This is a genomic window from Nostoc sp. KVJ20 (assembly GCF_001712795.1).
Classification (GTDB): Bacteria; Cyanobacteriota; Cyanobacteriia; order Cyanobacteriales; family Nostocaceae; genus Nostoc.
The window spans coordinates 70975-97022 of record NZ_KV757626.1; the positions used below are offsets into that span (position 1 = coordinate 70975).

20 protein-coding genes and 3 tRNA genes are annotated in these 26048 nt (G+C 42.4%); 15 read left to right on the forward strand and 8 right to left on the reverse strand.

Annotation, left to right across the window (positions count from 1 at the left end; translation table 11 throughout):
* Positions 1-882, reverse strand: an 882-nt coding sequence (locus A4S05_RS17745) for a FecR domain-containing protein (RefSeq protein WP_141699748.1), incomplete at its 3' end; no start/stop codon positions are given.
* Positions 883-1552: 670 nt separating this feature from the next.
* On the opposite strand from A4S05_RS17745, the gene A4S05_RS17750 reads away from it, so the two are divergent.
* Positions 1553-2857, forward strand: coding sequence for a porin family protein (locus A4S05_RS17750; protein ID WP_069071121.1), 1305 nt, complete (start codon positions 1553-1555; stop codon positions 2855-2857).
* Positions 2858-2912: 55 nt separating this feature from the next.
* Here A4S05_RS17750 and A4S05_RS17755 read toward each other — a convergent pair whose 3' ends face one another.
* Positions 2913-3734 carry a sulfurtransferase gene (locus A4S05_RS17755; RefSeq protein WP_069071122.1) on the reverse strand — a complete coding sequence of 274 codons (822 nt, stop codon included), beginning with the start codon at positions 3732-3734 and terminating at the stop codon, positions 2913-2915.
* Between the two features lie 26 nt (positions 3735-3760).
* Between A4S05_RS17755 and A4S05_RS17760 the strand changes: the two genes are divergently transcribed.
* The 4 genes from A4S05_RS17760 to A4S05_RS17775 all read left to right on the forward strand — a co-directional run bounded on the left by A4S05_RS17760 (position 3761) and on the right by A4S05_RS17775 (position 8788).
* Positions 3761-4684 carry a tRNA (5-methylaminomethyl-2-thiouridine)(34)-methyltransferase MnmD gene (locus tag A4S05_RS17760; protein ID WP_069071123.1) on the forward strand — a complete coding sequence of 308 codons (924 nt, stop codon included), beginning with the start codon at positions 3761-3763 and terminating at the stop codon, positions 4682-4684.
* Between the two features lie 798 nt (positions 4685-5482).
* A complete protein-coding gene (locus A4S05_RS17765) occupies positions 5483-6721 on the forward strand; it encodes a response regulator (RefSeq protein WP_069071124.1) in 1239 nt (412 codons plus the stop codon).
* A 183-nt stretch (positions 6722-6904) separates the two neighbouring features.
* Positions 6905-8257 carry a bifunctional UDP-N-acetylglucosamine diphosphorylase/glucosamine-1-phosphate N-acetyltransferase GlmU gene (glmU, locus tag A4S05_RS17770; RefSeq protein ID WP_069071125.1) on the forward strand — a complete coding sequence of 451 codons (1353 nt, stop codon included), beginning with the start codon at positions 6905-6907 and terminating at the stop codon, positions 8255-8257.
* 108 nt (positions 8258-8365) lie between these two features.
* Positions 8366-8788 carry a DUF29 family protein gene (locus tag A4S05_RS17775; RefSeq protein WP_069071126.1) on the forward strand — a complete coding sequence of 141 codons (423 nt, stop codon included), beginning with the start codon at positions 8366-8368 and terminating at the stop codon, positions 8786-8788.
* Here A4S05_RS17775 and A4S05_RS17780 read toward each other — a convergent pair.
* Positions 8779-9732, reverse strand: coding sequence for an isoaspartyl peptidase/L-asparaginase (locus tag A4S05_RS17780; RefSeq protein ID WP_069071127.1), 954 nt, complete (start codon positions 9730-9732; stop codon positions 8779-8781). The genes A4S05_RS17775 and A4S05_RS17780 overlap by 10 nt on opposite strands.
* 111 nt (positions 9733-9843) lie before the next feature.
* Positions 9844-9999, reverse strand: coding sequence for a DUF2256 domain-containing protein (locus A4S05_RS39015; protein WP_084227147.1), 156 nt, complete (start codon positions 9997-9999; stop codon positions 9844-9846).
* Between the two features lie 125 nt (positions 10000-10124).
* Here A4S05_RS39015 and A4S05_RS42625 point away from each other — a divergent pair, with 125 nt between their 5' ends.
* Positions 10125-10295 carry a Uma2 family endonuclease gene (locus A4S05_RS42625; RefSeq protein ID WP_218107956.1) on the forward strand — a complete coding sequence of 57 codons (171 nt, stop codon included), beginning with the start codon at positions 10125-10127 and terminating at the stop codon, positions 10293-10295.
* 154 nt (positions 10296-10449) lie between these two features.
* Here the strand turns inward: A4S05_RS42625 and A4S05_RS17785 are convergent, their stop codons facing one another.
* Entirely contained in the window at positions 10450-13371 is a 2922-nt protein-coding gene (locus A4S05_RS17785; RefSeq protein ID WP_069071128.1) for a GAF domain-containing protein, read from the reverse strand.
* Positions 13372-13471: 100 nt separating this feature from the next.
* Here A4S05_RS17785 and A4S05_RS17790 point away from each other — a divergent pair, with 100 nt between their 5' ends.
* Complete coding sequence (locus A4S05_RS17790; protein ID WP_141699746.1) at positions 13472-13900, forward strand: hypothetical protein; 429 nt, start codon at positions 13472-13474, stop codon at positions 13898-13900.
* Positions 13901-13915: 15 nt separating this feature from the next.
* On the forward strand, positions 13916-15049 hold the full coding sequence (locus A4S05_RS17795) for a quinone-dependent dihydroorotate dehydrogenase (protein WP_069071130.1): 1134 nt from the start codon (positions 13916-13918) through the stop codon (positions 15047-15049).
* A gap of 31 nt (positions 15050-15080) precedes the next feature.
* Here A4S05_RS17795 and A4S05_RS17800 read toward each other — a convergent pair whose 3' ends face one another.
* A complete protein-coding gene (locus tag A4S05_RS17800) occupies positions 15081-15809 on the reverse strand; it encodes a hypothetical protein (protein WP_069071131.1) in 729 nt (242 codons plus the stop codon).
* 714 nt (positions 15810-16523) lie between these two features.
* Between A4S05_RS17800 and A4S05_RS41710 the strand changes: the two genes are divergently transcribed.
* From A4S05_RS41710 to A4S05_RS41725, 5 genes are all read left to right on the forward strand, one after another.
* Positions 16524-16653, forward strand: a tRNA-OTHER gene (locus tag A4S05_RS41710).
* A gap of 58 nt (positions 16654-16711) precedes the next feature.
* Positions 16712-16840 (forward strand) — tRNA-OTHER (locus tag A4S05_RS41715).
* A gap of 53 nt (positions 16841-16893) precedes the next feature.
* Positions 16894-17019: transfer RNA gene (locus A4S05_RS41720), tRNA-OTHER, on the forward strand.
* A 37-nt stretch (positions 17020-17056) separates the two neighbouring features.
* Positions 17057-18658, forward strand: coding sequence for a TROVE domain-containing protein (locus A4S05_RS17815; protein WP_069071134.1), 1602 nt, complete (start codon positions 17057-17059; stop codon positions 18656-18658).
* Between the two features lie 472 nt (positions 18659-19130).
* Positions 19131-19295 carry a hypothetical protein gene (locus A4S05_RS41725; RefSeq protein ID WP_176727029.1) on the forward strand — a complete coding sequence of 55 codons (165 nt, stop codon included), beginning with the start codon at positions 19131-19133 and terminating at the stop codon, positions 19293-19295.
* Between the two features lie 109 nt (positions 19296-19404).
* Here A4S05_RS41725 and A4S05_RS17820 read toward each other — a convergent pair whose 3' ends face one another.
* Positions 19405-20250: a peptidoglycan-binding domain-containing protein gene (locus A4S05_RS17820; protein WP_069071135.1), complete on the reverse strand. Its 846-nt coding sequence runs from the start codon at positions 20248-20250 to the stop codon at positions 19405-19407.
* Between the two features lie 264 nt (positions 20251-20514).
* On the opposite strand from A4S05_RS17820, the gene A4S05_RS17825 reads away from it, so the two are divergent.
* Together A4S05_RS17825 and gorA are read left to right on the forward strand one after the other, a co-directional pair.
* Positions 20515-22836: an AAA family ATPase gene (locus A4S05_RS17825; RefSeq protein ID WP_069071136.1), complete on the forward strand. Its 2322-nt coding sequence runs from the start codon at positions 20515-20517 to the stop codon at positions 22834-22836.
* A 329-nt stretch (positions 22837-23165) separates the two neighbouring features.
* Positions 23166-24512, forward strand: coding sequence for a glutathione-disulfide reductase (gene gorA / locus A4S05_RS17830; RefSeq protein ID WP_069071137.1), 1347 nt, complete (start codon positions 23166-23168; stop codon positions 24510-24512).
* A 79-nt stretch (positions 24513-24591) separates the two neighbouring features.
* Here gorA and A4S05_RS17835 read toward each other — a convergent pair.
* Positions 24592-26048: protein kinase domain-containing protein (locus A4S05_RS17835; RefSeq protein WP_176727034.1), on the reverse strand; the 1457-nt coding region annotated here is incomplete at its 5' end.

A 26048-nucleotide genomic window follows, 5' to 3' on the forward strand; every position in this document is an offset into this window, starting at 1 on the left:
TGGGGTGACTGGTGTTGTCTCAGTTGAGGTGTCGGATGTTGTCTCAGTTGAGGTGTCGGATGTTGTCTTAGTTGAGGTGTCGGATGTTGTCTTAGTTGGGGTGTCGGATGTTATCTTAGTTGGGGTGTCGGGTGTAGGAGTTAGCTTCATTTCAAATACTCCCTCGCCTTTTATCGGTGGCTGTGCTTCCAAAGCCTCAACAGTTTCGGCTTGAACACTGGTGATTGCAGGATCAGGTGTAGGCACAGGACTTTGCCTGTTCAAATCAAGTTCTCGAACCAGTTGGCTCGTTTCATAAAAATTTCTTAGATCAAAATCATATAACCTATCAAATTTACCTTTAACTATAATCACCATTTGCCCTGCTTCCAACACCTGAGTTTCAGAAGCTTCCTTGTTAGAAACTTCAATACCGCTATTTGTTAGCGCACCCACTATTGTGGTGTCTGTTTGTTGGTCGTAGCGTACAAATAATGCTGAACCACGAATTGCTGCTGCCGCATTTGGTGTTTGTATACGTGTTTGTCCTTGTCCTGGTGGGATGAGCAGCAACACAGTCCCATTTGACAATTTAAAATCACGAGTCTTCGGCAAAAATTGAAATAACGCCTGTTCTCCAACTCGTGCTAAAGAGCCATCATTGAAACGTAAATCTGCTAGGGAAGCTCTACCAGTTGACAACCCGTCCCCAGGAGTCATTGCATCTAATTTGCGTGCAGGACGTTTCTTCAATTTATCTTTAGGTATCAGTTGTACGATGTTGCGGAGGTTCTGAATCTCTGCTCGCGTTAGAGGAGTTATGGCACTTACCCGATTTGGCAAAGGCAGTACTATAACTGCCCATAAACTAATCACCAATAATGGAAACGATTTATAAAACATAGTTTCATAATTTTTGAGCTTCAACTAATACAAAAAAATAAATGTTTAATCTAAATTCTAATTTTTACAGGATTTTTTAGTTAACTTTATTTGAATTGTCTTTTACTTTCTAATAAATAAAGGAGATAATAAATAAACTAGATAAATCATGTTTTTTAAAATCAATATTATCTTATTACCTTGTTTTCTCTTCTGCGCTACCTCTCTACGCAAGTAAGTTCAGAAATAAAATCAAATTACTAATATGTATTTAGTTGATTTTATTTTTTATTCTGAAACTGACATTAGTTAGTTTGCAATAAAGTCTGTAGCCGATTCAAAAGTTAGCATTTGATATAAACAATTAAATCATGAGTACGTTATATATAATCCTCTCTAATCATTTCAGCCAAAGGGTTATCAGTTATGCATAACAAGAAGTTGCTAGATTATATTTGTGAGATTACTAACTGGCTATATTTCACTAAATTTCAGCAAAAACTTGATAGGGGCATTTCAGTTTTACAAAATAATGTGAGAAAAAATCCGAAAAGCAACAATTTTAGTTTGTAGTTTCAGTATATACCTACAAGGCTAAAATAGATGCAGTCAATTACCTATTCGGAATCGGAACTTCCGATACCGCTTGTGGGTCTACATTTGCCAAACGCGATCAACGCGATCTAACCAGATGCGACTCCAAAACTGGAAAAATTTGTTTTTTTGTATTTTATTAGCATCCAGTGGTGGAAGCTGGTGTTGCATTAGAGTAGATGCGGCAGAATCTGCAAATACAGATATTTCGCGTCCTAACAGTTTAGTAAGCACACAGGTAAGTTATAAACGGTTATGTCAGAAATTGGAACAAGAGGCAATTAACTATTTGTGCAAGCAGTCGAGTGAGTCGCATTTTTTAGACTCTCAGATGCCGTTGAATCTGACACAGCAAGCACCAGAAACACCTCAAACTCCAGTCCAAACTGAAGAACTTGAAAATGCTCAAAGGCAAAATGAGCCGCCACAGCTAGAATCGCAGCCAAGTAATTTGCCAACATCTCCTTCAGACTCAAAAGAGCAACTATTAAATACACCTGAGATAGATTATTCTCAAAGGCTAGAGAGGCTAATAGAACTGCTGCGATCGCCAAAACAACCACCTGAGTCTGATAGCGATCGCGAATTGGGTTTGCGGGTGCGGTTACGACCCCTAGAACAGCAGCTACCACCCATAGAACAACCCATCATACCTAAGAATTTTAAACCCATAGGCTACCTACAGGGGCGTGTAGGCTACTTTCAGACGACTAATATTTTTTCCTCAGATGATAGTCCTATAGAAGATGGTTTAATTATTTCTGGACTGACACTAGCCTCTGCATATTTCCCTTTGACATCTAAGACTTATTTAAACGCCTCAATTGATGGCAATCTCATTCGTTACATAAATCAGTCACAATATCATTACAACCAGGTGAGATTGAATCTCAGTCTTTACCAACATCTATCCCAGCGGATGTATGGAGAAATCACTTGGAGCAATCAACAGTTATTTTATGCCAACAACAGCGATCGCCCAGATGGCTTTAAAGCTGGCGATCGCTTTTTAAATGAGAATTCCCTACAACTGTCTTTAGGACGGCGAGATCCCTTAACTTCAAGATTAACCCTAGATAGCTTTTACGAATTGAGTGTAAATTTTGCTGATCCCCCAAGTCGGAGTCGGATAATCAATACCTTTTGGGTGTCTCTGAACTACTACTTGCAAAAGCCTCTTCAGGTTGGTATTAACTACCAGGGTAATTTCTCAGACTTTACACAGCGCGATCGAGAAGACCAATTTCATCGGCTATTCGGGCACTTAAATTACCGAATATCCCAGACTAGTAATCTGAATTTACAGGCTGGAGCAAGTTTGGGTAGTTCAACCGCCGAAAACATTGATTTTGATGGCTGGTTCTTCAGTATTAATTACAGTTTACAATTAGGTCGGTTTTGAAATTTGTCATTTGTCATTTGCCATTTGTCATTTGTTAAAAAATAATCATTAATTACTACATATAACTAATCCAATCACTCCAACTGCCTGCATAAAGTTTACCTTTGGTAATATCAGCTAATTCTAAAGAAAGTAAATTTACGCAAGCAGTAACGCCAGATCCGCAATATACGAAGATTTCTTCGGCTGTTTCTAGCTTTTTCCAGCGACGGCGTTGTTCCTCTTGAGGAAGTAGGTAGCCAGAAGAATCTGTAACTTCTTGCCAGGGATAGTTGACTGCACCGGGAATATGCCCAGCAATTTTATCAATTGGCTCTCGTTCGCCTCGGTAGCGATCGCTTTCTCTTGAATCTACTAATACTACCTCGTGGCTATCTTTCCGGCTTTTCACGGCTGTAATATCTACCACCTTTTCTGTTTGTACTTGAGCTACAAACGTACCTATTCGGGCGGGAGGAATAACATCTGTAACAGAATACCCAGCTTTTTGCCATCCAGTAAAGCCTCCATCCAGTACTGCTACTTGCTCATGTCCGAGATAGCGCAACAGCCACCACAGACGAGCCGCAAAGGCAAAGCGCGAATCATCATAAGCTACAACTAAAGTTTTTTGGTAATTTACCCCAATCGCCGCAAATTTCTTCGCTATATCATTAGAGTTAGGTAAAGGATGCCTCCCACCATGCTTACCTACTGGACTAGAAAGATCCTGATTCAAATCTAGGTAATATGAACCCTTTATATGACTTGTCTGGTACTGTTGTTGTCCTAGTTGTGGATCGGCTAGGGAAAAGCGACAATCCACAATAACGACTTGCGGATCATCTAGATGTTCAAATAGCCAAGTTGGCGAAACAACAAATTGGGAATTTGGCATGGGGCATTATTTAGTTTTTTTGTAAGATGACAGACTTAGAGAATTTTACACCTAAGCTAACAGCAGATGGTTCTTTCACCTTTGTCTCTCAAGAGTTTGGTGAATCTTTTCACAGCCATTATGGAGCGCAGCAGGAGAGTTTTTCCAAGTTTGTGGAACCGACTAAACTGGCTATAACAGCGCAAAAACCAGTCTTACGACTATTGGATATTTGTTATGGTCTAGGATATAACACGGCTGCTGCTTTGCAGACGATTTGGGCAGTGAATCCTAGTTGCTGTGTGGAAGTAATCGGTTTAGAACTGAATCCAGCAGTATCACAAGCTGCGATCGCTCACAACTTGTTCGACAATTGGAACTGTAACCATATTGAAATCTTGAAAGAGCTAGCTTTTGAGCATCAAGTGCAAACACCTCGCCTGAAAGCAAAGCTACTAATTGGCGATGCTAGAACTACGATAAAGCTAGTACATCAGTCGGGTTTCTGGGCAGATGCAATTTTCCTCGATCCCTTTTCACCACCTCAATGTCCTCAATTATGGACTATTGAATTTATTAAACAGCTGTCATTGTGCTTACATCCAGATGGTTTATTAGCCACCTATTCTTGTGCTGCTGCTGTACGTACAGCACTTTTATCTGCTGGCTTGATCATAGGTTCTACCCCACCCGTGGGAAGGCGATCGCCTGGTACTGTGGCAGCACACTCTCGGTGTGGTGAGTCTCAAAACCACTCAGCACTCACTACCCTTTCCCAAGCTGAAAAAGAACACTTGCTAACTCGTGCTGCTATTCCTTATCGCGATCCTCAATTGAGCGATCCAAGCAAAATCATAGTGATGCGGCGACAACAAGAGCAAGAAATCTCTTCGCTGGAACCTACCTCTGGCTGGCGAAAAAGGTGGCTATTAGGAAAACAAGGTAGAGATTTTTTGGGAACTAGTTTGTAGTTCGGTTACGATATCTACGACAGGCTACGCCTGAGCAACTACAAGCCCCATTGTTAGTCCTTAATTCCAGACAAAATAAACATTATTTTTGGCAAAATTTCTGATTTCTTTATCCACATACATAGTCACGCAACGAGTTTTTACCGAAGAAGAATTCAGGAGTCAGAATGGGCTAAACCTTAGTTATCCGCTAACAGAATTGAATTCTGTGCGACTGGTGGATGAATCATGATCTAGAGCAAGCGACTTCAGTCGTGGAGGAGAAAAAAGTATTCCTTGCTTGAAACCCCTGACTTCAGACATGGGTTATTCTGACTAGAGGCGGAGCGTCTCCGGCTTTGCTCCGGAATTCTGACTCCTTTTCATAAGCCAAATAGCCTCTTTTTATGATAGTATTTAATATCACATTCAGCTTGGCAGTACTTGGGTATTGCTATAACTAAGTAAGTAAAAATATTTATATCTAATGATTACCATAAATATTTGACACTCAAAACCCGATATCTCAATATAAAGTGTTAAATTATAACGCTTTCTGACGCTCCTCGCTTAAATAATCTCCGTAAAAAACCTGATTTAACATTTATGAAAATTCATCATACTGGAATTACGAGCAAAAAATTTGACAACAAGATACACCTTGTTCGTAACATAAAAGATACATACTGCAAAAAACTCAGATAGGCAGTTTGATATCACACATAATCCCTATGAAAACTCTGGCTCAGATACAATCGAATATTAATTTTTTTTTGAAATCTAACACTGTTAACTTGTGCAAAAACTTGGAGTGCCTTTGTGATTCAATGGAAATCCAACCATACAGGCTTTACAGAACAAATTGTTAGTGGGTCAAACCCCATTAACACAGTGAAGAGTATCGGTTCAAATAATACCGTAGGATCGCAAAATGTGGAGGGTTATTCTTTAGGCTTATCTCAAGAAGACCTTATGCTTGAAGATAGCCAAGCATTGTCTTCTTGGATAAAAGCTGATGTTAGTTGTGGTGATGATTCACGGGTTTCTATAACACTACAAGCCAAAGGTTCTAAAGTGAATGGGTTTGATTTAGATCCGCCGAAGGTTTTAGTAGTTGACGATCATGCCGCCAGTCGGATGACTGCTGTTGCCCTCTTGGGTATGGAAGGATACGAAGTGATTGAGGCAGACAGTGGTTCGATTGTTGTGGGATTGGTAACTCAAAAACAGCCAGATTTGATTTTGCTGGATGTAATGATGCCAGGAATGGATGGATTTGAAGTGTGCCAATTGCTTAAACAGGATGAGCAAACTAGACTAATCCCGGTGATTTTTATTACAGCTTTAAATGACAGGCGATCGCGCATCCGGGGAATTGAGGTTGGTGCAGATGATTTTCTCACCAAACCCTTTGATCGGGTGGAACTGTCGGCGCGTGTAAAATCCTTGGTGCGGCAAAAGCGTCTGAATGAAGATTTAGACCATGCCGAACAAGTACTGTTTTCCATTGCCATGTCCATTGAAAGTCGCGATCCCAATACGGGCAACCATTGTGAACGCCTAGTAAAACTGGGACAATTTTTTGGTGAATACCTCAGCCTCTCACGCTACCAAATTCGAGATTTAAAGTGGGGTGGTTATCTCCACGATATTGGTAAGGTAGGTATTCCCGATGCAGTGCTGCTGAAAAAAGGCGAACTCACCCCCGAAGATTGGCAAATCATGCAGCAGCACGTTTTGATTGGGGAAAAAATCTGCCAACCACTACGCAGTATGCGGGGTGTAATTCCGATTATTCGTCATCACCACGAACGCTGGAATGGCTCAGGCTACCCTGATAAACTCAAGGGGGATGATATTCCCTACCTAGCGCAAGTATTTCAGTTAATTGATATTTACGATGCCCTAACCAGCGAACGACCTTACAAAAAAGCTTTTACATCAGCAGAAGCACTTTCAGTGATGCAAAAAGAAACTGATTCCGGTTGGCGTAATCCCAAACTAATGCAGCAGTTTGCAGAGTTTATTCGCTCTTGTCATGGAAAAGAAAGAGAGTAGGGAATAATTTCAATTTCTAGCTATTGTTGTAACTTGCGCCTTTGCTGAGTCAATTTTTCCCGACCCCTAAATTCTGACTCCTTTGATAATTTCAGTCTTCTATAATTAGCTGGTATGATTTGAGCCTGTATTCAAAGTACCAACAGCATTAATCACAATTTCACTGATAGCTGATAGCTAATTATGGTAGTTGTAGCAATTCTAGCGGCGGGACGCGGCACACGGATGAAATCACGCTTACCGAAAGTTTTACATTCTTTGGGTGGGCGATCGCTAGTAGAGAGAGTTCTCGACAGTGTAGAACCACTTTCGCCCTCACGGCGAATCGTGATTGTGGGATATCAGTCCGAGGAAGTGCAAGCCGCCATGCATTTAATTCCCAGTTTGGAGTTTGTCGAACAGACTGTGCAATTGGGTACAGGTCATGCGATCCAGCAATTACTGCCTCATTTGGAAGACTACACAGGGGATTTGTTGATACTTAACGGCGATTTACCGTTAATACGCAGCGAAACTCTCAAGCAGATGTTACAAACTCACGCCCAAAATCAAAACGCCGCCACCATCCTTACCTCGCACTTACCCGATCCCACCGGCTACGGGCGCGTTTTTTGTAACGATGAAAATATTGTGCAGCAAATGGTTGAACATAAAGATTGTAGTGCTGCCCAAAGACAAAATCACCGCATTAACGCTGGAGTTTACTGCTTCCGCTGGCTAGATTTGGCAAAAGTGCTTCCCCATTTACAGGCAAACAATGCCCAAAAAGAATACTATCTCACTGATGCCGTAACTCAGGTAGGAAAAGTTATGGCAGTGGATGTGGAAGATTACCAAGAAATTCTCGGCATCAATGATCGCTTGCAACTGGCAACAGCATCGGAAATTTTGCAAAAACGAGTCAAAGAAAAATGGATGCTAGCGGGTGTTACCCTCATCGATCCTACAAGCATCACCATTGATGAAACTGTAGAATTGCAACCGGATGTAATTATTGAACCCCAAACTCACCTGCGGGGAAATACTGTGATTCAAACAGGAAGTCACATTGGGCCGGGGAGTTTAATTGAAAATAGCCAGTTGAGTGAAAATGTCACAGTGCAGTATTCAGTAGTAATAAATAGTACTGTGCAGGCAGGAAGCCGAATTGGCCCCTATGCTCATTTGCGCGGTCACGTACAGGTGGGTGCTGGTTGCCGCGTGGGGAATTTTGTGGAATTGAAAAATACGCAATTAGGCGATCGCACAAATGCAGCCCATTTGTCCTATATAGGTGATACCGTTGTCGGCAATCAGGTGAATATTGGTGCCGGTACAATTACTGCCAATTATGACGGCGTGAAGAAACATCGTACCAAAATAGGCGATCGCACAAAAACTGGTGCTAATAGCGTTTTAGTGGCTCCACTCACCTTGGGAGATGATGTCTATATTGCAGCTGGTTCTACAGTCACAGAAGATGTGCCTGATAATTCTCTGGTGATTGCCCGTAGCCGTCAGGTAGTGAAACCAGCTTGGCGCAAGAAAAGCCAATAAAGCGATAATTAAATCATCAGATTAGCTGATTTAACTAAAGGTAAAAGATGAGGAAAAATTATTCGCCAGTCAGGATTGCCACGCGCTCTTTTTGAGGTGACTTAGCAGATGGAAGAATTGCTAGAACTGAGGCAATTTCTAGAACAAGGCAAAATCCATGAGGCGCTGCTGTTGGTGGATGAGTTAGAAGAAATGAGCCTCAGTGACAAAATCAATAAAATTGATAGTTATGGTGTAATTCTGCTCATCCATTTAATTAAACAAAAGGCTGAAAAACGTTCTACTCGCTCTTGGGATGTTTCGATAGAAAATACAGTGCGGGAAATCAACAAAATAAACAAGCGCCGCAAATCCGGTGGGTTTTACTTGAATCAAGCAGAATTAATGGATATTCTGCAACAAGGATATCAAGTGGCACTGAAAAGAGCGGCGCTAGAAGCTTTTGAGGGGCGTTATGAAGCCCAAGAATTAGCTGAAATGGTTGACCAGCAAGAAACTTTAGCCGAAGCACTGGAACTGATTCAACAATAGCCAATCAATTCATTATCATTCCATTCCAAGGTGTCACCAACTTTTTCGCCGTCGTGGTAGGCGGCGAGTAAGATTTCGCTAGTTTTACCCCAAGCGATCGCTCCACTCACATCTAAAGCGATCGCTCCCAAATCTCGTTTGTTGTGGTGCGCTTCTCCAAAAGAGCGCTGCATAGCATCCTTCAGGGACATACCATCAGTGACACGTACTACAATCCGGGGAGCTAAACACTCATCAATGATATCTTCGCCAATCCCAGTACAACTCACACCAGCATTATTAGTAGCGTAATTACCTGCGGGCATAGCAGAATCACTTACCCGTCCAATCCGCTCAAAGCCCTTACCACCAGTAGAAGTGCCAGCAGCTAGTTTACCACAAGTATCTAAAGCTACAACACCGATGGTACCGCGTCCGGCATTGCTAGTTTCTAAAAGTTCGGGTTCTGCTACCACGCCAGCCATTGTACTTTTAAAATTATCTTGGCGCTCTTGTATCCATTCTTGTAACCGCAAATCGGTTAAAGCGTTATAGCTGGGAATTTGCATTTCCCGCGCCAACTCAGCCGATCCAAAATCTGATAGCACTCGGTCTGGCGAACTTTGTAAAAATTGCGCTAAATCAATGGGATTTTTCACCCGTGAGATGTTAATCACACCACTAAACCGCCCTAATGCACCATCCATCAAAGAAGCACTCATGCGGATTTGCCCATCAGATTGCAGTACTGAACCAGTACCAGCATTAAAGCGGGGATTGTCTTCGAGCATTTGGCAACCCTGTACCACCGCCTCAGTGGCAGTTGCTCCTGACAATAGTAGAGAATAGACTTCTTCTATTACTGTATGGAGCGATCGGCGCACCGCCTCCAATCCGCCTTTACCGTGGAGAGAACTACCAGCCCCTCCATGAATAATTAATTTAGGTTGCACCTGTAACTCCATTAATCTCTTGCGCTATTTGCGTCTGTGTTGCGGTTGGTTTCATTGGGGACTGGGTATTAGGGATTGGGTATTGGGAAGAATTCATTCCCTAGTCCCCAGTCCCCAGTCCCTTTAAGTTTGCGCTTCAGAACGGCGACGACGACAACGTTCTGAACAGTATTTCACATCGTCCCAGCAATCTTGCCACTTTTTACGCCATGTGAAAGGACGTTGACATACCGGACAGATTTTTGTGGGTAGGTCAGATTTAGAACGAACACGTCCCATATAAATACTGTGTAGATGAGAATTTGATTTCTGAGGGAGATGGAAAATAATTATAACCAGTTTGCTACAAAGGGAGGATATTTTCGGCAAATAAATGTTTTGTCAATCTATCTTTAGACTTATTTTTGAACTCTCTCCTAAAAAGAGATAGCCAGAAACCAGATTTAAAGTTATGCGATCGCCGATTCGCATTTTTTTTGGTTGCCAAATATTTAAAAGCAGAAAGTAAAAGCGAACTCCGCCATGAGTATTTGGCTGGTCAAATTTTTGCGATGTCTGCGACGGGCTACGCCTAGGCTAAACCTGTGTAATTGATGATTCTTTATAATAATATCCGCCTTTGATTTGATGAAAATTGAACTAGCGATCGCTATTCATCAATCAATATTTAAACCTAACCTACAGCAAACTCAGTATCAGAGCGCACTCTAGCAGGTTGAAAACCCAATACTAAGAATCATTACCAACTAACGGTAACAGCAACCGGCTAACTACTCGATTATCTGGTAACTGATAGAAATTCAACTCTCCTCCTAGTTCCTGCATGAGATTTTGGCAGATTAGCAGATGTAAAGCTGGTGGTTGGTCGAGGTTGGAGGGAGCAAGGACATCCTTGGGTGTATTATCATGTAGTTCTGTTAATAACTGTGGTTCGATCGCACCATTATATGTAATCGACAGTTCTAGTGATGTCTGATGTTCAGCCCCTCCACTTGTAGAATAATGCTTTGTATCTGAGGGCTTTGTCGCATCTAAACGGCGACACCAAATATCAATTCTGCCACCGCTTTGAGAACGGTTACAGGCGGTAACCAATAATTCATGGATAACTAATTCAATTTTGACAATATCACCAGCGATCGCCATTGAAGATTGAGCGCTGGAGCTAGGAACACCTCTGACTAATGAAGAATTCTTTGGCGACTCTTGCTCATCAATGGGTTGTCCTAAGCCATGTACACCAATCCACAGCTTTTGTTGTTTAAGTTGATTTTCGATCCGTTCGAGCGATCGCTTCAGTAAACTGGCTATGGGCATAGTTTCCCAACTAATATGTAGCTGCCAATGCTCAAGTTTAAGCATTCCACTCATGGAGGTGGCTGTATGATCTAACTGCCGCAGCAATAGTTGGTAGCGCATCTGAGTCAGTTCATTAGCAGGAATCCCCAAATCATGTATTTGTTTAAGGGAAAGCGCCGTGATTCTTTGAATTTCCTCTAAACGCCGATGTTTATACCAGTTGAGTTGTCGTAATTCTTCGGTTGTAGATTCTAAAAGTCGGGTAATTTGCTTTTCACGACGCCACCAAGCTAATAGAGAAATCAGGGTTGCTGTCGCACTGAGGTTTTGTTCTGACCAGCGACGCTCTTGATAGTCTACTAACAAGACTACACCAGTGGTTTCATAATCAACATTGGTACGTAATGCCATCACCAAAATTTGACTTTTGTTTGGAACGTTCAACCATTTTCGAGTTTCCGGGGGTAAATTATCTACCTTCAAAGTCAAGTAATTCTCTGTCGCAAGTGCCCACTGAATTAAAGCTTCAGACTGAATAGAAATAGATGCATCGGAAACAACTCCAAATAGGCTATTGTCAATCACTCCAGGGATAATTTCTGCCCACCTTTCACCAGGTGACCAGGATAGCATTACTGCTAAGGGACAACCCAAAATTGATACTATTTGTTCGAGTGCTGTACGTTCTAAATGTTTTTTTTCGACCTCGATGCTGTTCTGGGATTGTGTCAGGATGCGTAGGCATTGCTCAAATGCCTGGGAAGTTTTTTGCTGCTGGGTGGTACGGTTGTGTAATTGCCACTGACGAATAATTACGCCAATCTGTTGACTGACAGCCCACAGCAACTCTTTTTCCAGAGTTGTCCAAGAACGATGGGTTTCGTGAGTGATGACCAAAAGTGGTGCTGGTATTTGACCGTGAGTGCATTTACAAATAAGTAGCGATCGCACACCATTCTCTAACAACAAGGGACGCCAGTTAAAAAAGCGTAAGTCTTCATCTAAGTTTTCAATCTCCACCGCTTGAGTTGAACGTTGCAAAAGCTGCCCATCTAATTCCTTAAGAATATTGAGGCTAAATGTCAACGCTCGGCGATTATGAGGCTGACTTTGGTAAATAAATTGATAATTATTTTGCTCAGAGTCATACTGCAACAGCAAAAAGCGGGTAGCACCTAGTCGAGCTAAAACTCTTTTAGCACAGCTGTGTAAAGTTTCTTGAAGGTCATGTTCGCTATAGATACCTTGAGCAACTTGGCTAGTCAGTTGGGCATCTTCTTGAATCTGTTTGATGGTGCTTTCCATACTTTCGGTAGGTGCAACCAGTGAGATTAAACCAGCAACACCTTGGACGAAATTTTTGTCTGTTTCTGTCCAGATGCGAGGTTCATTGCTTTCCACCGCCAGAAAACCGACTAAGTTCTTTTGCCAGATTATCGGAGCGGCCAGAAGCGATCGCACTTTTAGCCGTTGCAGCAATTTTGCCGTAAAATGACTCTTCAAAGAACTGCGTGCATCACCAATTGAGACAATTTGGTTAACTGCCAAAGCATAATAAAAGTCGCTCAACTCTTGTACAGTCATTCCCGCCGCTTGCTGACTGCTGGAACTGCGATCGATTTTGACTAGTTGATTGCTCATTCGACACCAAAAGTAGCGCCCTTCCCGCTCAAACCAGTAAACATTTGTTCGGTTGGGGGAGACAAATTTATGAGTTGCTTGCACCGCTGCTTCAAGTCTTTGATTCAGGTTACTGAGGGTGCGTAAATTTTCCAGCAATTCTAATAATGGCTCGTCGGTTCGCTTGGTTTGCTTTTGCTGCTTATGCATCTCATTTTGATAAAGCACTGCCCCCAGTTCACCTAAAACCATCATCAAACGTGCTTTTGTTTCTCCTGTCAGTAGGTAGCCCCAGCGTTCTGAACCCAGTAACAGCAAGCCTAAGCAACGGTCTTTATAGCGAATTGGTAAAATAATCGTTCCTTGAATGTGGAGTTTTTCGGCAATTTTTCCCCATTCGGCGGCGCGAATTTCAGTTTGTAAATCAGCTATACCCAAGGGATGCTGTTCAATCACCACTTGCTCTAATAAATCCCCAGGACTGAGAACAACCCTTTGGCGTAAAAAGCTCGTGTCATGATCAGGTGTAATGCCGCCTTTGCCGAATAATATGTGATTTAGGCGATCGTAAAGAGCAATCCAAATCAGTCTGTAGTCAAACTCTTCCTTGAGATAAGAAATAGTAGCTTCAATCAGAACGTCAACATCATCTTCTTCTCTGAGACTCTGGAGGACACGTCCCAAGGAGAGGATCTGCTGTTCGGCGGCTATAGGTTTTTGCGGCTGCCCCATCTGATTTATTGGTTAACATAACTTGTAATATATAAGATGCCCAGAAAAGCACCCTGAGTAATATTGCCACGGGTGTTTGCTGAAAGTTCTAAGTAACGAGTTGGTTGAAGTTAGATTATGGAGTGCTAGCGAAATGGGCGAAACTTCATCCGATGCTCTAGAGGAGCAGAGACAAATCTCAGAGGAAAAGCGAGAGTCTGCTGAAGATACCAGGCTCTTACAAGAAAAGGAGCGAGAGGCTGCTGAAGATGTCAGATTCTCACAAGAGGAGCAGCGACAACTTGCTGAAGAAATGAGAAATTTTGCCGAAGAAATGCGGCAGATTGCTGAAGAAATGAGAAATTCTGCCGAAGAAATGCGACAGATTGCTGAAGAAGTGCGGCTAACGAAAGAAGAACTTCGACAAGTTAGAGAGGAAGCACGGCAAGCCAAAGACGAACTCCGACAAGCTAAAGAGGAACTCCAAGAAGCTAAAGACGAACTCCGACAAGCTAAAGAGGAAGCGCGGCGGTCTACCGAATTCGCGTAGTGTTTAAGGATTAAAATGGATATTTATCAACTTGCTATTCGTCCGCTTTTGTTCAATCTGGTAAAAACCGATTCAGAATGGTTACACCAGCAGACTATTCGCACTTTTAGCTGGCTATCGCAAACCCCTGCTAGTTGGGCAAACCAACGCTTACAAAAATCTTTATGTCTGTACGATTCCCGCCTAGAACAAAATTTGTTTGGGCTAAACTTTCCAAATCCTGTAGGGTTAGCAGCTGGCTTCGATAAAGATGGAGTCGCTGCTGGCATTTGGTCTAATCTGGGTTTTGGCTTTGCGGAACTAGGAACTGTAACTTTTCACGCACAGCCAGGAAATCCGCGTCCTCGTTTGTTTCGCCTACCGTTGGATAAAGCTGCTCTCAATCGGATGGGCTTTAATAATCTTGGTGCAGCAGCAATGGCGGCACGTTTGACACATGAAAAACAGGAGTTAACTCAGTCAATACCCATAGGGATAAATTTGGGTAAATCTAAGGTGACTCCCCTAGAAGCAGCCGCACAGGATTATCTCGATAGTTTTCGCTTACTCAAGGATTTGGGAGACTATTTTGTTGTTAATGTCTCTTCTCCCAATACACCAGGATTGCGATCGCTCCAAGATGCTTCTATGCTCAGTGCCATCTTAGATTTATTACAACAAGAAAATACTGCACATAAACCACTTTTTGTCAAGATAGCGCCAGATTTATCATGGGAAGCGATCGCTGACATTATAACTCTTGCTAAAACCTACCAACTGGCGGGAATTATTGCCACTAACACCACCATCAGCCGTGATGGGCTGAAAACCCAGGTAATTGACCAAACAGGCAAATCACCCCAGGAAGAAGCTGGCGGAATTAGTGGTGAACCATTGCGCGATCGCTCCACTGAGGTAATTCGTTTTATTTGGCAGCAAACCCAAGGACAAATCCCGATTATTGGCGTTGGTGGCATCTTTTCTCCTGAAGATGCTTGGGAGAAAATTACTGCTGGTGCTAGTTTGATTCAGGTTTATACTGGCTGGATTTACGAAGGCCCACTGATGGTACGCCGAATTCTAGCAGGTTTACTTGTCCTACTAGAACAAAACGGATTAAATTCCATCAACGAAGCTGTGGGTTTACAAACAAAAATTCCAAAATTCTAATTTTGAATTTTGAATTTTGAATTTTGAATTGTTATCCTTCTTCCTCCACTGGGAAAAACTCCTTAGTTTTTTCCGAGTATGTCCAGGCAATGCCATCAGGGTCTTTGCTGCGACTCCACTCTGGAAACTCTGGATCATTTCGCCGTTTATAAACCGTGCTGGAATAGACATTTAGCCGTTTAGCAAGTTCAGATTGGATCAGAGAGCCAAAAATTAACTGTTTTTCCAGCGATCGTTTAGCTTCCTCATGGGTTGGCTGTGGGAGTGATTCGGTTTCTGGTTCTTCCTCCTGTGGGGTTGGTGGTGGTGGTGCTAAGAGCGATCGCGCAGTTTTAGTAACTGCTTGAGCCGGAAGTTCTTTAACAGGCTCACTACTGTCAAGAATATTGCCAAGAATGCTGGCAGTTATAAAGTAATAAGACTGCCCCGCCTCTTTAGAGTTGACTATACTGGCACCAAATTCCGAGGCTTTACCATCCAAGTAGCGTTTTGCCGTCGTTCCAGGAAAATTGCCCTTGATTGCCAAGTCCATTGGCGTAAGTCTGCCTTGATTTTCGCGAACTAACTGATGAAAAATGGGGTTAACTCGATGAGTCCACTGTTGCCATTGATATTCCTGCCAAAGCTTGAAGCCAATTACCAGCACAATTAGCGCTAGTAAAATTCTCCATGTGGCAACCAGGAAAATAATCAAAAACGAGATGGGCAAAAGTAGAACGAGAAAAGCCTTGCCGTTATCTTCTATGGGTTTCTCACTCATGCCGATTTTTGCCAAGTGAATTTTGAGAAATAATATTATTATATTGGCAAAAATTGGCACACTTTTTTGTATCTTTTGGCAAAGTTGCGGCAAAATTGCCGGCAAAAGCTTTCTTCAGTAGGTGTTATAGGCTTTGGTCTGCGATGCTTACGGCGGTAAACTACGCGCAGAGTTTTTTCCCAGAGAGAATACAACAAGAAAGGCAGGCAGAGGGCAGGAGGCAGGAGGCAGGAGGAATACTACCTCCTGTCCTTTGCCGCGACCGGAGCGAGCTTGGGTTTGAGTCCCCCACTGAAATCTCTGATTCAGTGCCACTCCTGAAGGTGGGGGTTTGAATCCCCACCAAATTCTTCCCTTCTGCCTCCTGCCTTCTGCCTCCTGCCTCCTGTCTTCATTTCAACTCAATCAACAACTCTATAAATTAGCTTGCCACCCTCTTGACAACAAATAATACATATACTACATTAATAATACAAGTCAACTTTCATTAGGGAGTTAGCTTTCACCAGTAGCGGATAGCTCAAATGGCAGAGCGCCCACCTTGCCCGGAAGGGCCGACGTATCGAGGGTTATCGCATATAACAAAAACACCCTTGATCAAACTTCTGGAGGTGTAGGTAAAAATCCTACTTCGCTACAGCAAAATAGAGTGCTGAGTGACAAATTTTAAATGTTTAACTCATAACTCCTCACTCTTAACTCATAACTTTATATGTGGTGGGTAGCTCAGTGGTTAGAGCGCCTAAACATCCTTATTCACCCCTTGCCTGAAAAGGCCGAAGAATTGAGGGTTATCGCCTGCCAAGCGGGAGGTCGCGGGTTCGATTCCCGCTCCACTACACCAAATAATTTTGGACTTTAAATTCAATCCAAAATTCAAAATCTAAAATCTAAAATTTCATGTGGTGGGTAGCTCAGTTTGGTAGAGCGCTAAACATCCTTGTTCACCCCTTGCCTGCGAAGGCCGACGAATTAGGGTTATCGATTAGGGTTCGAGAGGTCGCGGGTTCAAATCCCGCTCCACTACACCAAATAATTTTGGATTAAATTTAAAATCCAAAATCCAAAATCCAAAATTTTCATGTGGCAGATAGCTCAGTTGGTAGAGCGCCGAAAAACATCCTTGTTCACACCTTGCCTGAAAAGGCCGACGAATTAGGGTTATCGCCTGATAAGCCGGATGTCGCGGGTTCAAATCTCGCTCTGCCACCTTTCATTTTTGCCCGCAAGGGCCGGGAGATGAAGCGATGAATTACAATTTTTTCACTAAAAAGAAGACAACTACACCACAAAATCAGCCCATCCCCGGACGAGAAGCAGAGATGATTCAGGGACGTTCCGGCGGCTGGATGTTTGATGCTGGCATTTGGAAGATGCTGCGCCGTTGTTTGTTGGTTGGCACAGCAAAAAGCACTTACTACGCTGGTAAACAGGAATTAACTGAAGATTTTGTAACAGTTGTCAGACAAGCTGTTGCCGAAAATCCTGGTCGTGTAGCAGAAGAAATTCTATATGCTAGCGATGGACGCGCCATCAATAACAGTGCGCCTATATTAGCTTTGGTGCTGCTGTCTATGGGTGAAACACCAGAAGCAAAACAGGCATTTGGTGAAATCTTCCCGCAAATTGTCCGTACTGGTAGCCACTTCTACGAATGGCTGAACTACACCAAATCTCTGCGGGGATTTGGCAAAGTAGTGCGGGAAGCTGGTAAAACTTGGCTCTCAAGGGAAGATGTCAAAGGCTTGGCTTATCAACTGTTGAAATATCAACAGCGTCAAGGCTTCTCCCACCGAGATGCGTTGCGGTTGTTCCATGTCAAACCGCCTACAGAAAATCACCGTCAACTATTTGAGTGGGTAGTTAGAGGCTGGGAAGAATTGCCAGCAGACATCCCCTCAGAGGCATTGGCGCAGATTTGGTGGTATGAGTGGCTCAAGCGGAATCCCACCCAAACCCATGAAGCTATTTCCCAAGGACGCTTAACCCACGAAATGGCTGCACCTGTGGGCAAAATGGATAAGCTTGCTTGGCAGCTGCTATTTCAGGAAATGCCAATAGGTGCAATGTTACGTAACTTAGGTTCTTTAACTGAACTGGGTGTGTTACGAGCCGATGAAAACGCTAATTTGCTGCAAGTGGAAGCAGTTCTTAATCGTAGAGAACATCTGCGTAAAGGTCGCATCCATCCTATTGATGTTTTGAAAGCACTCAAAACTTATGAATCTGGTGGAACATTAGGACGCAGTAAGAAAACTTGGAATCCAGTTCCTCGGATTGTAGACATATTAGAAAAGGCGGTTGAACTGTCTTTTGATGTTGTGCAACCCACAGGTAAAGTGTTCATGCACGCCGTAGACGTTTCTGGTTCTATGGGTAGCATGGTTGCAGATATGGGACTGACTTGCTGTGAAATTGCCACCACAATGGCTCTGGTGACAGCAAAAGCAGAGAAAAACTACATGATTCGCGGCTTTGCTACGGAATTCCGGGAATTAGGTATCACTGCCAAAGATAGTTTTAGTTCTGCGGTTCGCAAAGCTAGCAATCAAAACTTTGGCGGAACAGATGCATCTGTAGCTTATGAATGGATGATTAAGAATAAGTTCAAGGCGGATGTTGTCTGCTTTTGGACTGACTCGGAAAGCTGGGCTGGGTATAAGCATCCAAGTCAAGCGCTGAAGGAGTACCGCAAAAAGGTAAATCCTAACGTCAAGGCGGTGTATGTCACCTTGACACCTTACCAAATTACCTTGGTAGATCCTGAAGATTCGCTCTCTTGGGATTTGGCAGGATTCGACCCAGGTACACCTCGGATCATCCAGATGCTAGCTGCGGGTGAATTATAGATATTGCTGAAGGATAAAGGATGAAACAACTTTATCCTTCATATTTCATGGCGGGTTATCCTTGTTCGCAACTTGCCTTTCGGGGACGAAGAATTAGGGTTATCGGTTATGTCTCCACCATTGTGGGGATTAGCGGGTTCAATCCCCGCACCCGCCTTTGTTTGATTTTTTCGTTACGCAAGAGCGCAAAGAAGAAGGCGATTTAATTTTTGAATGGTCGTTTTTCTATTTCAGCGATGGGTAAGATTAGGGTTTTTTCGATGTGCGATCGCACTTTTGAGCCAAAACATATAAATAACAGCCTAATTTTCAGTTACGATCTCACCTCAGACTAAAATAGTTATGGAAAAGCACCCTTGAAAATAAATCTATGAATGTGTTCTTAAATCCAGAAATAGAGTAATTCATCCAAACTCAGATTGAAAGTGGTAAGTATGCTTCGCCAGAGGAAGTAATTGTTGATGCTCTGAAGGTGTTTGCAGCAAAAGTTAACATTGAAGCACCAGTGCAGGTAAAAACACCTGAAGAATTGGGGTGGCCTCCTGGTTTTTTTGAACAGACGCCTGGTTGTCTGCAAGATGATCCTCTGGTGAGATATCCCCAAGGTGACTATGAAGTGCGGGAGCGATTAGAGTGATGTATTTATGTTGTACTTCTCAAAAAGTGCGATCGCTTACCTCGGACAGAAGCGATCGCAATTTTTTAAAGGCATAACGCAAAAATTTGATCGCTCATTAATCGAATGGTTAATTAAACAATTGCCCCAAGAAATTGATAATTGGTTTCCAAAAGATACCAGTTAATACATAAGGAGCATATTGCAAGAGAGATAAGCTAGGCTTAAGTGAAGGCTTCATTGGTAAATTTTCTAACAAAAAAGGTACTACACATGTGAGTCCATACGCAGTTGCTAAGGCAGTAGTGAATTTAGGAGTCTGACCTGGTATAGGACTATAATAAATACCCAATAGGATGCAACAAATCATCAAAAATTGCTCCCATAAAAACCATGATTGCGGCGACAAAAAATAAATTAACCTCGGAAAGCTTTTATCAATTTTTTGTCGCATTCCCAGCAATACTGCCCAAGTTGCTGCCCCAACAATGCCATCATTCTTCAATCCATAAATTCTTTGAAAGCGTTTCACCGCTCTTTCTGTTGCACTGTCAAAATAGCTAGTAGGTTCTTTTTTCAAAAATCCTTCATCATAAAGGATAGTTTGCAGTTCCTTAACCGCATTCCTTAATTCTGGGGACTTAGTTTTTTGACTACGAGAAAGTTTTGGATACAAAAGACAAGCCCATGTCAGTGGGCCAACCACTCCATCTGCTAGAAGATTATTTCTTTTTTGAAATTCTTTTACTGCCTCATCTGTCTCTAAGTCAAATTTACCAGTAATCTCTGCAAGTAAATCTTGAGTTTTTAATCGCTCTTGCAATTCGTTGATTGATTCTTGTACAGATTTTGGTGTAAACTCACGGTAAAGTGTCGGAAGTTTATTAAATACACAGACTTGTTTTTCTTCAGGGAAATAAAGTCGAGCTTGCTTTAGACCAACTAAGATACTTACAGTTTGAATTAGTTTATTCATTCAGTACTCCTTTGTTGTCAGAATTGAAAGCGATAATTCAGTCAGAGTTTTTGGTTGGTTATTAGGATAGATGTTGCATTTATACGCAGCCTGTTACCAAGAATTATGAACTTAGTAATTAGCCTACTAAATTGACCCTAAATAAGGTAATTAACAATGTTAAAAATTTGTTAGTGAAAAATTACTAATACAACATACTCAAAGTTTTGTTAGTTAAAATGTTGCTAATCAACATTTAACAACAGAACTAATAGGGTGATATTTATGTCAGATCAGTCAGAGCGTGGGAATCTGTCTAAAGCCTGGTATCAAAAGGTTTTACACGACTGGGATATAGATCGTTTACTGACTGACTTGGAGTCTAAAATTCAAGAACGATACAGGCAAAATTCTAAGAAAGACTTGTTACTTGGGTTGCTATGTGGGTATAGCTTGACAAAGATAAGTCAGGATTTGTACAGAGATAATGCTGGTGTAAGAGTGGGATTGAGCAATATCTATCGAGATATTGAAACTTTGACAGGAGAACCAAACAACAGCGTTAAGTCAAGCAACCTTATTTGCATTCTAGAGAGATATGGATATCGCAGAGGTGTTGCTGCATCTAGTACTGAAAGCGCCTCTATTCCCCACAATCTGCCATCACCAACCTACACAGAATTTATTGGGCGCGAGGCAGATATGAAAAAGCTACTGGAACGCCTTTCGCCGATGCATGGCGCTCACATGATTACAGTACATGGCATTGGTGGCGTAGGGAAAACGGCGCTGGTGTTAGCAGCTGCTTATCTGTGCTTAGAAGCTAGTAACGAAAACAGTTCTGATGCACCTAAATTTGATGCAATTATTTTCACTTCAGCCAAACAACAAGAACTGATTCCCGATATGATTTTGCAACGGCAGCAAGGACAGCGTAACTTGCGCGAGATTTTTCGAGTAATTGCCAATGCCTTAAACGACTCTACAATTATTCAATCTCCTCCCAATGATCAATTTGAACGTGTACGCCAATGTCTTTCTAAACAGCGAACGCTTCTGATTGTGGACAACATGGAGACTATAGAGGACAGGGATGAGGTTATAGAATTCCTCTACAATTTACCCATTTGCGTCAAAGTAGTAATTACTACCCGCGAACGAATTGCCCTGCTGCCAATCAGTCTGCGAAACTTGCCTCTGAATGATGGTTTGCAGTTGATTCAGCAACAAGCTGAAGAGAAAAATATAACTATCCAAGATGAAGACTCTAGCTTACTCTACGATCGCACTGGAGGAATCCCTCTCGCTATTGTCTACGCACTTGGTCAAGTTTCCAGTGGCTACCCTTTAAACTTCGTATTGGAGCAGTTAGCCTCCGCTAAAGGCGATGTGGCTCGTTTTTGCTTTGAGCAATCAGTGCAAGGTACAAAGGGACAGCCACCACACAAGTTACTCATGTCACTGGCGATTTTTCCTGACGCTCCTATCCAAGCGGCTGTGGCTGAAGTTGCTGGACTAACATCCGATCCTGATTCTGTCAGTAATGGCTTGGTACGTTTGCAGCAACTCTCATTAGTGAATCTCAACCCAGAGACAAAGCGATACGAGATGCTCTCTCTGACTCGTGAGTATGCCTTAGCACAATTAGCTGCTTACCCAGATTTTGAGAGGGAAGCACGGATGCGTTGGGTAAGATGGTATCTAGATTTTGCTTACAGTTACGGCGGAGAAGATTGGGAAAAATGGATACATTACAACAGGTTAAAGGAAGAGGAAGGAAATCTACGGGCAGTACTTTATTGGTGTAAAAACCAAGACCATTATGCAGAAGTTAGAGATTTGTGGTTGCTCTTAAACCACTACGCCAATCTCTATGCTTATTGGGACGATCGCCTCGATTGGTTGCAATGGCTGATAGAACAATCAGAACTACGTGGCGAATGGTCATCTTTAGTAAAATTCATGATCCGCAAAACCTGGCTGCTAATTCGGGAGTGTTCGCCCCAAAGTCTCACACAAGCAGACGAAATATTGCAGCGGGCATGGGTTTTACGCGACCATGCAGATTCATGCGTTCAAGCTGACTTAGCCGAAAGTGTGGCTAGACTGCGAATCCGACAGAATAATTATACAGATGCACGCCACTGGCTAGCGGTAGAAGAAAAATTGGTGATTGAGGCGAATCTAGAGGAGCGACAGCACATCCGCTATTTTATTCCCGTGCTTTATCATCGGGCTGAAATCTTTTATTTAGAAGGTGAATATTTGTTAACTAAGAAGCTATTTCAAGATGTGATGAAAAGTGCAGAAAAAATTCATTGGCATCGGGTGATTAATTCTGCTCAAAATTGGCTTGCTGATATTGCCATTGAACAAGGCGATCGCGATGAAGCTCAAAAGCTATTAATTCAAGGCTTAACTGTTGCCAAAAGCAGCAACAATAAACGGCGTCTAGCTCGTTATCAACGTTCTCTTGCCCGTTGGGAGAAAAAGTGGGGAAGTGTCCAAAAAGCTTGCCAATTATCAACTCAGGCTATTAATAGCTTTGAGCGTTTGGGAATGACAAGGGATGCAGAGGAGATGCAAACTTTACTTGATTGCCCATAATTGTCTGCAAACAACGAATTTCCGGTTAGAGAGACGCGATAAATCGCCGTCTCTACAATGGGCTACACTTCACCGCCAGCGATCGCACTTATATCTCTTGTAAGATGTACAATATGCTTGTTTAGCAACATTATGTAATATAACTTAGCAATAATGGAGCGATGCTGTTCCTTTTGAATCTAATTGCTAGGAAAGCAGCAATCTGCTACATATCAGGATGGTTTGATCTCAATTTGTCCACCCAAAGACAGTAGATTAAGTTTTGTCTGAATAACTATAAGGGATGAAATAGCTCTGCTTTCCAAAAAGTGAAAAAGGAACAGATTTTTATGACATTTGATTACGATTTGTTTGTCATTGGTGCTGGGCCTGGGGGATTGGCAGCAGCTAAAAAAGCAGCTAGTTACGGTGTACGTGTCGCTATTGCCGAACAAGAATCCCTCGGTGGGACTTGTGTAAATCGCGGTTGCGTTCCGAAAAAACTGATTGTCTACGCCGCTGACTTCGCCCTGCAAAATAAAATAGCGCACAGTTATGGGTGGAGTGACTGTCAAACATACTTTGACTGGACATTATTTATTAAGTCAGTACATCAGCATATTGACACCATTAATCAATCATATTTCCAGCAATTGCACAAAGCTGGGATTGAACTAATTTCTCACCATGCCACTTTCATCGATGCCCATACGATCAATGTTGATGGGCGCAAAGTTACAGCAGATAAAATTTTAATTGCTGTGGGAGGGCAACCCCTCAAGCCCAAAATCCCTGGTATAGAATATGCCATCACATCCCGCGAAATGTTTCAGCTACCTTATCTGCCGAAACGTTTAGCAATTATTGGCGGCGGCTACATTGGCGTAGAATTTTCCAGTATGATGCACGCTTTTGGTTGCCAGGTGACGGTAATTGAAAAAGACGAGATGATTTTATCAGGGTTTGATGATGATATTCGCTCTGCGGTACAACAGGGTTTGAGTCAACGCGGAATTAAGTTATTTACCAACAGCACCGTTCAAGAAATCAAATACTCAGATGAGAGTTTGTTGTTAACTATTACTGGTAAGAAACGGGAAATAATTACAGCAGATACTATCTTAGTTGCCACAGGTTACGCTCCAAATACCAAAAATCTTGGTTTGGAAAATGCCCGTGTTGAACTTGGCGAAGATGGTGCCATTAAAGTAGATGAATATAGCCGCAGCAGCCAAAAAAATATTTTTGCTGTGGGTGATTGCACCAGCCGCGTGCAATTGTCTCCAGTGGCTAAGGCAGAAGGTATTGCTTTTGCCGATACAGTTTTTGGTAACAAGCCGCAAAAACTAAATTATGATTATGTCCCCTCTGCTGTTTTTTGTCGTCCAGAAGTGGCTAGTGTAGGGATGACAGAGGCGAAGGCACGGGAAAAATTTGGTGAATCTGTAGAATGCTATTACACCCAATTTCAACCACTGTTGTCTCGGCTAATCGAACAAAGTCGGTCAACTACTATGAAGTTAGTGGTAAATACTGATTCTGGGCAAGTTTTGGGTGCCCACATGGTGGGTGAACACGCAGCAGATATCATTCAAAGTCTCGGCGTGGCAATTCGTAAAGGCATTACTAAAGAAGATTTTGATGAAACCATAGGCATTCATCCCACAGTAGGAGAAGAATTTCTGTCGTTAAATTAAATCATGTGCAGGATTGATTCAAGAAGATGCGGAGAAATTTAAAATATTTTCTCCGCTTACCCCTGTTCCCGCTTCCTGTTCAAGGAGTTTCTGAGAATGGTTCTGAGGGAGATTTTGTGGGAGGATCTAATTCGGCTAAAGTATTCATTGATGAGTCATCTTCTGGGATATGGTATCTGCTTTGAGTGCTTCTCAAATCGTCAAAAGCTTCAAAAGCTTCAAAAGCTTCAATATCCTTAAGAACCTCTGATGCAGACTGATATCGCTCTTTGAAGTCATCCAGTACCATTTTACTGAAAATCTTAGCTAGGGAGTGACTCACTTGAGAGCGTAGTTTACCGCCGTAGACATCGCTCCATTTGATCTCACCGTCAGCATCTCTTTCTAGATCGCGGGGTGCGATACCAGTCAAGGCTTTAATCCCAACCATGCCGACTGCATAGATATCACTACTGTAGTGTGGACGCCCAAAACATTGTTCGCTTGGTGCGTAACCCTGAGTACCAATGCCAATGGTGAAAGGGGTTTGCTCTTGCTCATCAAGCGGTTTGATGCTGACTTCTTTGACAGCGCCAAAGTCAATCAATACCAGTTTTCCGTCTGAGTGTCGCCGGATGATATTGCTGGGTTTAATATCCCGATGAATCACGTAGTTTTCATGGACAAATGTTAATGTTTGCAATAAGTCCCTGACAATTTTGATCGCTGCAATTTCATTAATTGCTCTACCTGTTGGTAGTTCCTGACTTAGAGGATGACCAATTATCTGTTCTTGCACTAGATAAAATTCTTCATCTTCTTCAAAATACGCCAAAAGTTGAGGGATTTGTTCGTGTGTTCCCAATCTTTCTAATGTTTGGGCTTCTGAGTTAAATAAACGCCTAGCAAGTTGTAATCCTTCTGGTTTATTGTTGGCTGGTTTGAGTTGTTTGACAACACATCGCGGATTACTAGGACGTTGGGTATCTTCGGCAATGTAGGTTTCGCTGAATCCACCGGAACCGAGAACTTTAACAATTTTGTAGCGTCCAGCCAGTATTTTTCCTGATAAGGCTAAATCCCTTTGTTGGATTAGGTATTGTAAGTCATATTGTTGGCTGATAATCTCTTGGACTACGGGGGAGGTTTTATACTTCTGAAAAATATCTACTAATTGGCGTTTTCTGATGCTTTCCCTCATGACTGAGGTTCCCAGGTAGCAAAGTCCGATCATCGCGATCGCTAATGCTGGGACTATAGTGGGAAAAATTAACTGACCATAGACAAAGAACCCATAACTAATTACTAACCAAGTGCTAGACAGGGCGAGACTATACAGAAATCTATTGATGCTACGCTTGCGTCTTTTAATCATCAACGCTGTACTGCCAACTAGAATTAGCACAAACAAACCCCGCAATGGTGGATTTTTAATTCCTTGAGCGATCGCTTTACCTGTCATCAAAGTTGCGATCGCATTGGCGTGAATTTCCACGCCTGACATGGGTTGAGTGATACTGCTAACGGCGACTGGATGATAATAGAGTTGTCGGGAAA

Coding starts and splice junctions, on each gene's coding strand:
- A4S05_RS17825 (WP_069071136.1), top strand. CDS start 20,515: ATGTCAGATCAGTCAGAGCGTGGGAATCTGTCTAAAGCCTGGTATCAA.
- A4S05_RS17755 (WP_069071122.1), bottom strand. CDS start 3,734: ATGCCAAATTCCCAATTTGTTGTTTCGCCAACTTGGCTATTTGAACAT.
- gorA (WP_069071137.1), top strand. CDS start 23,166: ATGACATTTGATTACGATTTGTTTGTCATTGGTGCTGGGCCTGGGGGA.
- A4S05_RS17775 (WP_069071126.1), top strand. CDS start 8,366: ATGGAAGAATTGCTAGAACTGAGGCAATTTCTAGAACAAGGCAAAATC.
- A4S05_RS17820 (WP_069071135.1), bottom strand. CDS start 20,250: ATGAATAAACTAATTCAAACTGTAAGTATCTTAGTTGGTCTAAAGCAA.
- glmU (WP_069071125.1), top strand. CDS start 6,905: ATGGTAGTTGTAGCAATTCTAGCGGCGGGACGCGGCACACGGATGAAA.
- A4S05_RS17800 (WP_069071131.1), bottom strand. CDS start 15,809: ATGAGTGAGAAACCCATAGAAGATAACGGCAAGGCTTTTCTCGTTCTA.
- A4S05_RS17760 (WP_069071123.1), top strand. CDS start 3,761: ATGACAGACTTAGAGAATTTTACACCTAAGCTAACAGCAGATGGTTCT.
- A4S05_RS17795 (WP_069071130.1), top strand. CDS start 13,916: ATGGATATTTATCAACTTGCTATTCGTCCGCTTTTGTTCAATCTGGTA.
- A4S05_RS17750 (WP_069071121.1), top strand. CDS start 1,553: ATGCGACTCCAAAACTGGAAAAATTTGTTTTTTTGTATTTTATTAGCA.
- A4S05_RS17780 (WP_069071127.1), bottom strand. CDS start 9,732: ATGGAGTTACAGGTGCAACCTAAATTAATTATTCATGGAGGGGCTGGT.
- A4S05_RS39015 (WP_084227147.1), bottom strand. CDS start 9,999: ATGGGACGTGTTCGTTCTAAATCTGACCTACCCACAAAAATCTGTCCG.
- A4S05_RS17785 (WP_069071128.1), bottom strand. CDS start 13,371: ATGGGGCAGCCGCAAAAACCTATAGCCGCCGAACAGCAGATCCTCTCC.
- A4S05_RS17815 (WP_069071134.1), top strand. CDS start 17,057: ATGAATTACAATTTTTTCACTAAAAAGAAGACAACTACACCACAAAAT.